The 12,756-nt window shown below is 54.7% G+C and carries 12 protein-coding genes, 2 tRNA genes and 1 pseudogene; 8 read left to right on the forward strand and 7 right to left on the reverse strand.

Annotated features, from left to right (window positions below; all coding sequences use genetic code 11):
- Window positions 1-69: 69 nt before the first annotated feature.
- Together Q0775_RS17070 and Q0775_RS17075 are read left to right on the forward strand one after the other, a co-directional pair.
- Window positions 70-225 (forward strand): hypothetical protein, encoded by a 156-nt coding sequence (locus tag Q0775_RS17070; protein WP_298863769.1) that lies wholly within the window; start codon window positions 70-72, stop codon window positions 223-225.
- Window positions 222-857, forward strand: coding sequence for a DUF1638 domain-containing protein (locus Q0775_RS17075; protein WP_298863776.1), 636 nt, complete (start codon window positions 222-224; stop codon window positions 855-857). The genes Q0775_RS17070 and Q0775_RS17075 overlap by 4 nt, the downstream gene beginning before the upstream one ends.
- Here Q0775_RS17075 and Q0775_RS17080 read toward each other — a convergent pair.
- Window positions 854-1,264 carry a SufE family protein gene (locus tag Q0775_RS17080; protein WP_298863779.1) on the reverse strand — a complete coding sequence of 137 codons (411 nt, stop codon included), beginning with the start codon at window positions 1,262-1,264 and terminating at the stop codon, window positions 854-856. The genes Q0775_RS17075 and Q0775_RS17080 overlap by 4 nt on opposite strands.
- Before the next feature lie 130 nt (window positions 1,265-1,394).
- Here Q0775_RS17080 and Q0775_RS17085 point away from each other — a divergent pair, with 130 nt between their 5' ends.
- Window positions 1,395-1,916, forward strand: a complete 522-nt coding sequence (locus Q0775_RS17085) for a hypothetical protein (protein WP_298863782.1) — start codon at window positions 1,395-1,397, stop codon at window positions 1,914-1,916.
- Between the two features lie 55 nt (window positions 1,917-1,971).
- On the opposite strand, the gene rnd is transcribed toward Q0775_RS17085, so the two are convergent.
- From rnd to purM, 3 genes are all read right to left on the reverse strand, one after another.
- Window positions 1,972-3,129, reverse strand: coding sequence for a ribonuclease D (gene rnd, locus Q0775_RS17090; protein WP_298863785.1), 1,158 nt, complete (start codon window positions 3,127-3,129; stop codon window positions 1,972-1,974).
- Window positions 3,130-3,203: 74 nt separating this feature from the next.
- Entirely contained in the window at window positions 3,204-3,800 is a 597-nt protein-coding gene (gene purN / locus Q0775_RS17095) for a phosphoribosylglycinamide formyltransferase (RefSeq protein ID WP_298863788.1), read from the reverse strand.
- Window positions 3,800-4,846, reverse strand: coding sequence for a phosphoribosylformylglycinamidine cyclo-ligase (gene purM, locus Q0775_RS17100; protein WP_298863791.1), 1,047 nt, complete (start codon window positions 4,844-4,846; stop codon window positions 3,800-3,802). Before purM ends, purN begins: the two co-directional genes overlap by 1 nt.
- A 114-nt stretch (window positions 4,847-4,960) precedes the next feature.
- On the opposite strand from purM, the gene Q0775_RS17105 reads away from it, so the two are divergent.
- Window positions 4,961-5,037 (forward strand) — tRNA-Ile (locus Q0775_RS17105).
- Window positions 5,038-5,164: 127 nt separating this feature from the next.
- On the opposite strand, the gene Q0775_RS17110 is transcribed toward Q0775_RS17105, so the two are convergent.
- Entirely contained in the window at window positions 5,165-6,484 is a 1,320-nt protein-coding gene (locus Q0775_RS17110) for an ATP-binding protein (protein WP_298863794.1), read from the reverse strand.
- A gap of 44 nt (window positions 6,485-6,528) precedes the next feature.
- On the opposite strand from Q0775_RS17110, the gene Q0775_RS17115 reads away from it, so the two are divergent.
- The 3 genes from Q0775_RS17115 to Q0775_RS17125 all read left to right on the forward strand — a co-directional run bounded on the left by Q0775_RS17115 (window position 6,529) and on the right by Q0775_RS17125 (window position 9,596).
- Complete coding sequence (locus Q0775_RS17115) at window positions 6,529-7,449, forward strand: MBL fold metallo-hydrolase (RefSeq protein ID WP_298863797.1); 921 nt, start codon at window positions 6,529-6,531, stop codon at window positions 7,447-7,449.
- 69 nt (window positions 7,450-7,518) lie between these two features.
- Window positions 7,519-7,593, forward strand: a tRNA-Asn gene (locus tag Q0775_RS17120).
- A gap of 131 nt (window positions 7,594-7,724) precedes the next feature.
- Window positions 7,725-9,596, forward strand: coding sequence for a site-specific integrase (locus tag Q0775_RS17125; protein ID WP_366863712.1), 1,872 nt, complete (start codon window positions 7,725-7,727; stop codon window positions 9,594-9,596).
- A 394-nt stretch (window positions 9,597-9,990) separates the two neighbouring features.
- On the opposite strand, the gene Q0775_RS17130 is transcribed toward Q0775_RS17125, so the two are convergent.
- Window positions 9,991-10,230, reverse strand: coding sequence for a hypothetical protein (locus tag Q0775_RS17130; protein WP_260000972.1), 240 nt, complete (start codon window positions 10,228-10,230; stop codon window positions 9,991-9,993).
- A gap of 405 nt (window positions 10,231-10,635) precedes the next feature.
- On the opposite strand from Q0775_RS17130, the gene Q0775_RS17135 reads away from it, so the two are divergent.
- Window positions 10,636-11,664 carry a hypothetical protein gene (locus Q0775_RS17135; RefSeq protein WP_298863804.1) on the forward strand — a complete coding sequence of 343 codons (1,029 nt, stop codon included), beginning with the start codon at window positions 10,636-10,638 and terminating at the stop codon, window positions 11,662-11,664.
- 774 nt (window positions 11,665-12,438) lie between these two features.
- Here Q0775_RS17135 and Q0775_RS17140 read toward each other — a convergent pair.
- Window positions 12,439-12,756 (reverse strand): annotated as a pseudogene (locus Q0775_RS17140) (FAD-dependent monooxygenase); the annotation flags it as partial.

The raw sequence follows: 12,756 nt of genomic DNA on the forward strand, positions 1-12,756 counted from the left end.
GTCCTGCACGCGCGGGGCCTTTTTTCATGCCGCTCCACTCCCTATCTTGAGCAGTGAAAGGAAACGTATATGCCCCTCGCCCCCTTCATTACTCTGCTCCTTTTTGTGATTATTGCCTCTGGCGTCACGATCTGGTTGATGACTTCAGCAGGCCCCACCGTCCTGATGATTGCATTGCCTGTGTTCCTGATCGCCACAGCAGCCCTAATGTGGCTGCGTAAATGACCTTGAGTGACACCCAGCTTACCGAAGAAGGCCTTCCGCTGGAGGCTACACGCGGCAAGATCTTGATCATCGCCTGTGGTGCCTTGGCGCGTGAGATCCTTGACCTCAAAGCGGCCAACGGCTGGACCCATCTGGACCTTACCTGCCTGCCTGCAAACTATCATCTCTATCCTGACAAAATCACGGACGCAGTGCGTGAAAGCGTCGCCAAACACCGCGACAAATATGAGGATTTCTTTGTCGCTTACGCCGATTGCGGCACGGGCGGCTTGCTCCAGGCGGCCTGCGCCGAGTTGGATGTCCAGATGATTGCGGGTCCGCATTGCTACAGCTTTTTCGAGGGCAATGACCGCTTTGCAAAAGTGTCCGAAGACGAGATCACCACCTTCTACCTTACCGATTTCCTTGTGCGCCAGTTCGATGCGTTTATCATCAAGCCAATGGGTCTCGACCGCCATCCCGAACTACGCGACATGTATTTCGGCAACTATGAAAAATTGGTCTATCAGGCCCAGACCGACGATCCGACCCTGACTGCCAAGGCAGAGCATTGCGCCAAACGCTTGGGCCTCACCTTCGAGCGGCGTTATACAGGCTACGGCGATCTGGCCGCAGCGCTCAACGCGCTCTAGACGGCAACCGCCGCAGTCTCCCGCACCCGTTCAATCATCGCGGTGAGGCCGTTGGAGCGTTGCGCGGACAAGTGATCGTTTAGCCCCAATCGCCCCATTTCAGCCTTTGCATCCACAGCCAAAACTTCGGCAGGGGTCAGACCGTTATAGAGCGTGCGCAAGACCGCAATCAGACCCGACACAATCATCGCATCCGACGCGCCATCAAAATGCAGCTTTCCGCCTTTCATCTCAGAATGTAGCCAGACCTGACTGGCGCAACCATCTACTTTCAACGCAGGCACACGCAACGCCTCTGGCAAAGCTTCCATCGACTTTCCCTGGTCGATCACATGACGATAACGGTCTTCCCAATCGTCCAGAAATTCAAAATCCTCAACAAGCTCTTCAAATTGCGCAGTGGCCATGTCGGGCTCCTCATTTATCTCTTTGCGCTTGAGGTAGGCCTTAGTTACCCAAACGTCCAGCCCCGCCCCTTCCCAACCGCGCAGGGATGGGGTAGGCAATAGAGAAAGTCAGTATTCAGCGGCAGGTGCTATGCGTATTTCCCTTACGGTTCTTTTGGTTGCCTCAATGGGCCTTGGCGCGTGCGGTATCGTGCGTGACAGCGCGCTTAATCCATCCAACTGGTTTGGTCGCTCCGCCTCTGTGCCCGTCGATACGGCATCAGACGAACCGGTTAATCCGCTTATTCCAACCCAGAGCGGCCTGTTTCAAAAGCGCCGCGCGGCAAACGCCCTCTATATCGGCACCCCTTTTGACGAGATTGTTGATCTGACGGTTGAGCGTACACCAGGCGGTGCCCTTGTACGCGCTACGGGGCGTGCCGCCCGTCAGGGAACCTACTCGGTCCAGCTAACGCCGGCGAACGAGGATGCAGCGCCCGTGAATGGCGTGCTTACATTCAGGTTGGAGGGGATCGCCCCGACAAATACGGCCGTTGGCACACCGCCCACACGCGAAGTTACCGCTGCACGCAATCTGACCGTTCAGGATTTGCGCGGTGTGCGCACGATCCGTGTAGAGGGCCTTCGCAACGCTCGGGTGGTCCGCCGTTAAAGCGGAGATTGATTTAGCCGTATTTGACTATATCTGAATTGAGAAGGCGTGCGGGTTAAACCCGCACCACTTTGACGTCATTCCCAACAGCCGTAAGTGCGATCTTACCCTCGCACAGGGCGACGGCATCATTGCCAAACACTTCGAGGCGCCAGCCACGCATAGCCTGAACATCCCGCGACCCTGCCGCAATTGCATCCAGATCAGAGGCGCTCGCGATCAGCTTGGCCGCAACGCTTGCGCTTTCGGTTTTGGCCTTGAGCAGCACACGCAGCAGATCGGCCAAAGCAGGATTGACTTGCAGTTTCTCACGGCTTCGGTCGGCCTGTGGCAGATCGTCGTTAGGACAGGCAAGTCCAGCCGCCACAGCTTTGAGAATACCATCAGCGATATCGCCCTTACGCGCATCGCGCAAAAGCAGACGCGCGCGGCCTAATTCTTCGTGATTCTTCGGCTTGTTGGAGGCCAATTCCACCATCGCATCATCTTTATAAACACGATTGCGCGGGATATTCCGCTCTTGCGCAAAGGCCTCGCGGAAGGCTGCTAACTCACGCACAATCCCGAGGAAACGACCAGAATTCGTCCGCGTCTTCACGCGCTTCCACGCATCGCGCGGCGCTGTTATATAGGTGTCAGGGTTGGTGAGCACTTCAAGCTCTTCTTCGACCCATTTATGCCGTCCTGTCTCTTCCAGTTTCGCGGCCAAAAACTCATAAACCTGACGCAGGTGGGTCACATCGGCCAGTGCATATGTCTTTTGTGCATCCGTCAACGGGCGGCGCGACCAATCGGTAAAGCGTGAGGTTTTGTCCACGCCCTCCTTTGCAATCTTACGCACCAGTGTCTCATAGCCCACCTGTTCGCCAAAGCCGCAGACCATGGCCGCGACTTGGGTGTCAAACAGCGGCTCGGGAAAAACTTGAGCGTCTACATAAAAAATTTCGAGGTCTTGCCGCGCTGCATGAAACACTTTCACGACAGCGGTGTCGCGGAACAACTCATAAAGCGGCTCCATCGACAAACCTTCCACCAAAGGATCCACTAGCACCGCACCGCTGTCGTCTGTCCCTGGCATGGCCAGTTGTACCAGACAAAGCTTGGAGTAATATGTCCGCTCGCGCAAAAACTCCGTATCTACAGTAACAAAGGGATGTTTCGCAGCTTCCGCGCAATAGGCGGCCAGCTCTTCGGTGGTGGTGATCGTACGCATAAGGGCAAATATCCTATCTCTGGATTAAGCGGTACAGAACTGCGCAGGGATTGACCAGCCAGCTTTGCAAAATCTCAGGTGTGCAAGATCAATGGTTCCCGCTCCCCCGCAACAAAGCGGCGCAGCACAGCGGGGTACAGGCGATGTTCCTGCACCAGCACCCGCGCAGCCAGCGTCTCTGGCGTGTCACCGTCAAGGATGGGCACATGCGCCTGACCTAGAATCGGCCCGTCATCAAGGGCGGCAGTCACTTCGTGTACGCTGCACCCATGCTCTGTATCGCCTGCCGCCAATGCCCGTGCATGGGTGTGCAACCCTTTGTATTTCGGCAAAAGTGACGGGTGGATATTGATCATCCGTCCCGTCCATTGATCGATAAACCCACCTGTCAGAACCCGCATAAAACCTGCGAGGCAAATCATGTCGGGCGCAAACGGTGTCAGTGCGTCGCTGATTGCCGCCTCAAACGCCGCTCGGTCACCGGAAAAAGGTCGGTGGTCGACAACCACGGTAGGCACACCGCGTTCTTGTGCTCGGATCAAGCCGCCCGCATTTGCATTGTTGGCCAACACAACACAGGGCATACCCTGATGCCCTGCCCGCGCCATATCATCGAGCAGCGCCACCATGTTGGATCCGCCACCCGAGATAAACATCGCAACCCGCATCATCAGACGAGGCTGCCCTCGTAGGCCACGCCTTCTTCTTCGGTAACGGTACCCATCGTATAGACTGTCTCGCCCATATCGCTGAGCAGCTTGGCCGCTGCATCTGCCTTGTCCGCAGGCACAACGACGATCATGCCAATGCCAGCGTTATAGGTCTTGAGCAGTTCCGCCTCATCCATGCCACCATGGGCTGTGAGCCAGCGGAACACAGGGGGCAATTCCCATGCGTTCAGATCAATGGTAGCGCCCAGACCCTCAGGCAGAACCCGCGGCAAGTTTTCAGTCAAACCACCGCCCGTGATATGAGCCAACGCATTGACCATACCTTCACGTGCCGCAGCCAGCGCAGGCTTTACGTAAAGTCGTGTGGGCGTCAGCAAGGCCTCACCAAGCGTGCCAGCATCCCACGGGCACGGATCGTCCCATTTCATACCGGAGTGCTCAACAATCACGCGCACAAGGCTATAGCCGTTTGAATGCACGCCGTCACTGGCCAGCCCCAACAATACATCGCCCGCCGCCACATTGGCAGGCAGCGTGCCGCCCCGCTCCATCGCGCCTACGCTAAAGCCCGCAAGATCGAAATCGCCCTCGGGATACATGCCGGGCATCTCTGCCGTCTCGCCGCCAATGAGCGCACAACCAGACAATTCACAGCCCTTGGCAATGCCCTCGATGATCCGCGTGGCGGTATCCAGCTCCAGCTTGCCCGTGGCAAAGTAATCGAGGAAGAACAAAGGCTCGGCACCTTGGCACACCAGATCGTTGACGCACATTGCAACCAGATCGATGCCAACACCGTCCACATTGCCCGTATCAATTGCAATCCGCAGCTTGGTCCCGACACCGTCCGTGGCTGCAACCAGCACTGGATCATCATATCCCGCCGCCTTGAGATCAAAGAGCGCGCCGAAACCTCCCAGCCCAGACATCACACCAGCCCGCGTTGTGCGCTTGGCCGCAGGTTTGATCCGCTCCACAAGCGCATTGCCCGCATCAATATCCACACCCGCATCCGCGTAAGTGATCCCGTTCTGTCGCTCAGTCATTCTCAAAAGCCTCTGGCTGGAAAATCCGTTGCCCTGCGACCTAAATCATATCGCCCCCCGCCGCAACGCAAACCCTTGACGAAACCGCCAGACCGCAATACCCAATCCACAGGCGGGCCTGTAGCTCAGTTGGTTAGAGCAGAGCGCTCATAACGCTTTGGTCGTAGGTTCGAGTCCTACCGGGCCTACCATCCCACCGCCACAACCCGCTTGAATGAGCGAGAAGACCCAACCGGAAAGGGCAGTTTTCTTCCTTTGCCAAATAAAACTCAATTCGTCTGAGACGACACGGACAGCATGTGCAAAAAAACTGCACTCTCAGCGTGCAATGACAATGTCTGCCCGTAGCCCGCCCAAACGCTCTGAAACACCCAGCCGCAGTACCCCGCCATGGCTTCGTGCAACGTCCACTGCAATCGCAAGGCCAAGGCCTACGCCGCCGCCCTTGTCCTGATTGCGCGCAGGATCAAGCCGCGTGAAGGGCTTGGTAGCCTGTTCCCGCTGGTGCTCTGGAATGCCGGGCCCGTCATCCTCCACCCTGATACGCAGGGTTTTTTCGGTAAGCAGAACAGAAACTTCTGCACGCGCACCGTATCGCACCCCATTCGAGATCAGGTTATCAACTGCACGGCGCATCGCCACTTCACGCAGCATGACCGTCCCTGCCCCTTCGCCCTCCCGCGCAAGCAGAACTACGTCACGGCCCGCACGCTGCGCGCTCTCGACAATCTCGTCCACCATCACAATCGGGTCCACAGGCTCTGGCTCTCCCTCAGCCGCCCCTTTGGCAAAACTCAAAAATTCGTCCAGCATCCCCTGCATGTCAGCCACATCGCGCAGCAACAGCTCTGCGTCCTCATCGTCCAGCATTGCAAGTCCGAGACGCAAGCGCGTCAGCGGCGTGCGCAAATCGTGGCTCACACCCGACAACATCAATGTCCGCTGCTCGATATGCCGCTCGATCCGGTTGCGCATGTCGACAAAGGCATTCCCAGCCGCACGCAACTCGACCGCGCCAGCAGGTGTATAGGGTACGTGACGCCCGCGGCCAAAAGCCTCTGCTGCGCGTGCCAACCGCTTGATCGGGCGCAGCTGATTGCGCAGGTAAATAATTGCAATGATTGTCATCACGAGGCCAAATGCGATGGTATAGACGAACATCTGATGCGGGTTGGCGGCCGAAATACGCCGTCGGTCAAAACCGATTTGCATCAATCCATGGCGGCTTTGCACATAGACGTCCACCCGGCTACCCTCAGCCAAATTCACGGCAATGATGCTCTGCAGCTGCTCAGACAAACGGCGTGTCAGAACACTGCCCGAATAATCATACCAGACGCGGGCATTTTCAGGTGCGACATCGGGCGCGGGCGCAAGCGAGATTTCCAGTAAGCCCAACTGGCTCTGCACATCGCGTATCGCTTGCTCAGCTGTGAGCGCACTGTCCGTCACCTCCAACACCAAAGCCAATTCCCGAACAACCGTGTCCGTCATCTGAAGGGTAACCCCCTCAAAATGGCGCTGTGCAAAGATGACCGTCACCACCAATTGCAAGATGACAACGGGCAATAGCAGGATGAGCGCAGCACGCCCGTAAATGCCACGCGGCATATAGTGTTTGAGCAATTCAAAGGACATGCGCTAAACGTAAAGCCTGACTGTCCCAAGCGAAAGGCCAAACCATGTTGCCCCCAGATGACTTTGATCCCCCGATAGGACATGCCGAACACCTTGAGCATGGATTACGCCGCATCGTTGCGCCCAATCCCTCCCCGATGACCTATCGCGGCACCAACACCTATGTTCTGGGCACCACAGCGTTGGCAGTCATCGACCCTGGCCCACAAAACATTCAACACCTTGAAGCGATTCTGTCAGCGGTCGGCGCAGGCCAACACGTCAGCCACATTATTGTGACACACACCCATCTTGACCACTCCCCCCTTGCCCGCGACCTCGCTGCACAGACTGGCGCCCCGATCATCGCCTTTGGGGATGCACAGGCTGGTCGTTCAGATGTGATGCAAAAACTTGCAGCCACTGGTGTTGTAGGTGGCGGCGAAGGCATTGATACCGCGTTCGAACCCGATCAGATCGTGGCCGACGGTGAGATCATTCAGGGGGCCGACTGGACCCTCGAAGTCATCCACACTCCCGGTCATATCGGCAATCACATCTCGCTGGCATGGAATGATGTTTGTTTCACAGCCGATCATGTCATGGGCTGGGCCTCGTCTCTTGTTTCACCACCTGACGGAGACCTCACAGATTTCATGCAGTCCTGCGAGCGGCTGCAGAAGCGCGCCTGGCGCGTTTTTTATCCAGGTCATGGTGCCCAAGTAGATGATACTGCGGCCCGCCTTGACTGGCTCATCACCCACCGACGCAGCCGTGAGGCTGCCATCCTCGAAGCACTCGCTAAAGGGCCGGCAAACGCTCCCACCCTCGCTGCCGCGATTTATACTGAAACACCGCCCGCACTTTTAGGCGCAGCTACCCGCAACGTCCTCGCCCAGCTAATCGACCTGCACAGCCGCAGTCTCGCAACCCATATAGCCCCCCTTTCAGAAGACGCGATTTTCAACCTCATCCCGCAACCTTAACTTTTTTCTCAAAACCTCCGAAATCCCTCTGGACGCGCCAAAATCCCGCCGCTATACGATGCGAACCGTTCCGACGTAGCTCAGCGGTAGAGCAGTTGACTGTTAATCAATTGGTCGTAGGTTCGATCCCTACCGTCGGAGCCATTTCACCTTAAGTAGTTGAATTGGCAAATAAATACTGCTTCGGCGGCGTTTGTCATACGGAACTGTCATACATATGACACTTCATTTGTTATTTCTGATCTCTTTGGCGTCCTTTTCAGGAGCCGGACATTATGGGACTACAAAGCCACCTCATTCGACGCAATGCGAGCTATGCGTGGCGTAGACGCCTGCCCGCGCAGATCGGTGGTGGCCTGATGCAAATCAGCTTGCGCACCAACGATCCTGACACTGCCAAACGCATCGCATCGGTTGTTTCTGCAGAAAGTACGCGTACATTTGATCTTATGATGACACATGGCCTTTCAAAACCTGACGCACGCCGCCTTCTCACTTCAGTCATTGAGCGTGAATTGGCGCGGATTTCTCATGCACAGATGGTGCGTGCAGATGATCCCAACCCGTCCGCGTGGCAAGACGACCAGTCCCATGACTGGGCAATGGGGCAAGCCCTGCAACTGCTGGCGCTGCGTGGCGCGTCTGGAGTTGACCTCACAGATCAGGACCGTGGTGCATTCCGGAATGACGGTAAAACGGATTCGGACATCAACCGCTTGGAATTGGCTCTTGAGATTGAATCTCAAGCGTTCAGACATCCGCCCATGAGCGGTCCCAACACCCGGGTTAAGCAAGCGATGGAACGTGCGCTGGACCGGCATGACTTTACCAACATGGAATATCTTGAGGGCCGTAAGATTTACATGAATGGGCGTGGCGCGGGTCTACTCGCCGCGCACAAGGGCGACAGTAGTTCGGCAGATGCAATGGATTTGGCCGAACGCCTCATGCAATCTGATCAAGCACCTGTTGAGCAGATCGAAGTTGAGCCAGCAGAACAAGCCCAACCAGCACCCGTTAAGGCTTCAAATGCAAAGCCCTTTGGTAATAGCTATGACCCAAAGATCACATCCCTGATTGAACGCCTGATGGATCAAAAGCGACGCCTTGAGAATTCGACACAAATGATTGAGCAGATGGAGAAAACACTCCTGATGTTTATTGAAGCCACCGGGGTCGAAGACATCAACAATCTGCAACAAGTCCACGTCGCTCAATATGTCGACATGTTGCATGAGTTGCCCAAGTACTACCGTCGCTCATCAAAGACGCGCCATATGTCATTGAAACAAATCCTGAAAGCCGCCAAATCCAGTGCTCAAAAACCGGAAGGCCTGTCAGTCACAACAATCAATCGTAACATTGATTATCTCGGACAGCTTCTCAAAAAGGCCCGCTCGGAAGGCTTCACCTCACCCAATCACATCGATCTTGACGCCCTGCGCCTGCGCAAACAAGGCCGCGAGCGGGATGAATGCCCGCCGTTCACGCTCGAAGATGCACAAGATATCTTTTCGCACGCGGTCTGGCATGGCGCAGCTTCGAAACGAGACTGGCAGGTTCCCGGACAACACGTTGTTCGTGATGGCCTCTTCTGGATTCCGGCAATTGCCGCGCTATCAGGTGCAAGACGCGCAGAGATCGCAGGATTGCAGCTTGATGACATTGAGGAGATGGAAGGCATTCCGTGCTTACGTATTCGCGAGAACACCAATCGGAGCATCAAGACTTTTGGCTCAGAACGCGACCTCCCTCTCCATCCGCAACTTCTGGAACTGGGGTTTATGGACTATGCCAAGCGCCTGCGTGACGACGGTCAGACCGACCTGTTCCCTGATATGAAACCCGGAACTGGAACCAAGGATAAATGGGGCGGTAAAATCGACTATCGCTTCCGGCAGGTACTGGATAATCGCCTGACGGAAGGTAGAAACGGCAAAAGCTTCAAGTCCTTTCGTCACTATGTGATTACCCAGCTTGGACGCAGCAAAACGGTTGCAGAAAACGTCCGTAAAGACATCGTCGGGCATGTCGGCGGCAGCATGACTGCTGAACGGTACACTGAAACCGCGAGTCTGGCCGAAAAGCTCGATGCGATCAGCACCCTCGCGCGCTTACCAATCGCAAGTCCAGTCGACCATTCTTGAGATCATTATTGCAGAAAAGTACATTCTGGATATGAACAAGTGACTTTCTAACCAAGGGCGTCCTCTATAGATTGACCAACCCAAAGCTTTGGCCTTGGGGTTCAGGTAAAAGCGAACGCCAGAGCTGGCTCGTCGCAATTTAACATCCACAAGGTCTGCAATGCCGAACTTTCCGCTGTTCGCTGCAAGTGCGAATGTCCCTATATTTTGACAAGCCACCGGACACGAGCGGCCCTTAGCTGCCGTTCACGCAAGCCCTCGCCGCCGAAGTGCAACTTCCCCGAAGCGGACATTGGCTTGCAAATGCAGCTTTATGCGTGGATGGACGGCCGCAATGCGGGACGAAGCCGACATTACACCAACAGTTACCAAAGGTGTTCCTCACGCTCGACACTTATGAGCGAGGAAACACGCCAAACAACAGCAAGCCGCTGGAAAGTATCACTGCAAATACCAAAAGCACCTTCCGGTTAAACCTGTAGCTTACGTGAGTTGGATCACGAAGCTCCCAGTGGTTAAACGGTTGAACGAAAAAATGCCTGTAGAAAGTGAAAACCATAAAGCTGAAAAAGGCGATCATCCAGATGCCTTCCGCAACCACCATTGCGTATTCAATAACGTCTTGACTTACCATTCTCAGTGTCTCCTGTCCTCACGATATTTCTGCATGTACACCAATGTCATGCAAGGGCTCAAACCGGACTTGCGGCGATGCGGCACGCAAATCTTGACCTTGCAGGCTTCGCCGCGCCCAACCGGATGACCGGTCCCAGCCCAAAGCGGACATGGCCAAACGAAACCTTGGGCGGATTGCGTACCTTCGCTGCGCCCGCTAACTAAACTGGGCAATTTGAAGAAAGCGGACGCTCAGGGCTCTGACCCAGCTTTTTCGATGTGCACCGCAGCGAACGGCAGCAAGGAGCCCAAGAGTGCCCAATGCTGCGGAGTGTTTGAACGACTGCTGTTTCGCCAGAGGTCAAAAATTCGCCACTATATTGTGTTGATATTTGACTGATCTTGATAGCGAAAGGCAGTCAAAATGCTTATGAATTTGTTGGGAAAATCAAATCATCTTCCGTATCTTGCCCTTCGGGCACCGGCGCAGAAAATGATCCGGCGTAAGCAACTCCCGTCGATTGAAGAGCTTCGAAACACGATAAGTAAAGGCTCCGCTCTCGTGTCTTCATGGGCTTACGCTGAAAGTGGTCGCAAGAAAGCCGGTTCCCGGATACCACGTGGGCCCAGTATTGAGGAATTTCTCAGTGAAGTATCCGAAGAAATCAGACTTGTTCAGCCGATTACCAAAGGCAAAGGTATGAGCATTGATCAATTGGCCGAGCGTGCAACAATTTATCGTCTGATCTTATCGCCAATGACAGATGTTGAGAATGTCATCGCCCTGTTCAAGGACAAGGATGCAGCTCGCGCACTTCGATCTCGTGTTGATATGCTTAAGGGAAAGGTTGACACATTTGAAGCTCAGAAAAGAGCCTATCAGAAAGCCATGATGGACTGGGAACATCAAGGAAACATCGCGCGTTATCACGAAGAAGATGACTTTATAGGATTGCTTCAAGACGCTGATACCCTTGATCGGGATCTTTGGCACGTGGTTGCTTGTGAAATAGAACGTGGCGTTAAGGTAGATGAAGATGCACTTTTCTGGGCGTTATCCCAACCTTCCTGTGATCATGCAACCGTTGCGGCTTTCGTGCAAAAATACATAGAGCAAGGATACGCAGCTTCGCGGGTTGCAAGGGAGAGCAAGAAAAACAGTTCCCAGTTTGCCGATGCGTTTGCAGCCGTTATTCAACGTTGGAATGACGGGCTTTATGAGACAGCAACTCTGGATCTCACAAACTGGAATTTCAAAGCTTGTGAAGCAGCCTTTCTCAAACAACGCGAAAAGGCGAGGGATACGCTCGGCCGGGAGGCATGGAGCGTTCCTAAGGATCTGTTTAGAGCATTTCCCGGAAATTCACCGCAACCGCATTTATACTATCGCCATGGTATGGGACTGATGGAATTACCACCTCGCCTCGAAGACTATTTTACGTCTGGCGATTGAGGTAGTCACCAATTGCGGAACTTGGCGCAACCGCAGCGAAATGGGGCTTTGTTCGCATTGCCGCCTCTCGCCTTCCGATTTGGCGGTGATTTCGTTTGCAACCGCAGCGAACGGCAGCAAGGAGCCCAATTCACCATTTTTTTGCGCTGTAGCAAAAGTCCGGTTTGAGGAAAGGCGATAAGTTAGCTCATGAAGTTCCGGCTCCACGGAGATCTTCGTCGGCCAGCTCGACGCTGCGCTGCAACTTTCGCATTGCTGCCGTTCATGCATTCCGCAGCGATTTGACGGCTCAATCGGCGATCAGCGAAATTAGCGTGGATTTGCAGGACTGCAATAAGTATGGGCTGATACCGTGCTTGACGCACAAAACTACGCTGGCACGCCGAGGTGGCTTTCGAAATCGCTTTGCTCTGACGCTGAGTTCCGCCGAGAACTGACAACGTTCCCTAATGCCAAACAAGACGATCAGGTCCACAGTCTGTCACTGTTCCCCAGATGGTTCCATCAACCGCAGTTTGAGTGGTTCGTGAGCAATTCGTAAAATCAGCAAACCGATGTTCCATGGGCATTTGGATCCAGAAGTGCGTCTTGGTCGAAAACGCTGTGCTGCCGTTTCTTGCCCGGCTGAGCTCTCATCTTCTTCTGACTGCACTTTCGGATAAAAGCGCTTCGAAAGCAAAGGAAAACAGGGCTTAGGATCGGATTCGAAACAAACCTTTTGGCTAAGTTTGCACATAATTTTCGAACTATCGTAAGCGTCTTACAGCTCTGAGTCTAACGCGCTCGAAGACGGATATTTCGTGTTGGCTCCGATTTCACCTTCGACGTATCGAAGGCATGGATCCAGCCAAATTCGTCTGGAAATTTCTTCAACCGCGTGGCCCTGGCTTGCAGGTCTGCTTCATCGTGCAAATGCAAGACATGATTTGTCGCCGTAGCGCTTCTTTGAATGGCCGTCGTTCGCACCCGACGTAAGCCAGTGAAACGGGTCAGCAAGCCCTCAATGTCCGAAAGGCCCAAGCTCGCGATCAGACCGGCCAGTGTCACGGCATCCTCGATAGAGGTATTGGCACCTTGCCCGTGGTGCGGCAC

This window comes from uncultured Sulfitobacter sp. (assembly GCF_947499945.1).
Lineage (GTDB): Bacteria > Pseudomonadota > Alphaproteobacteria > Rhodobacterales > Rhodobacteraceae > Sulfitobacter.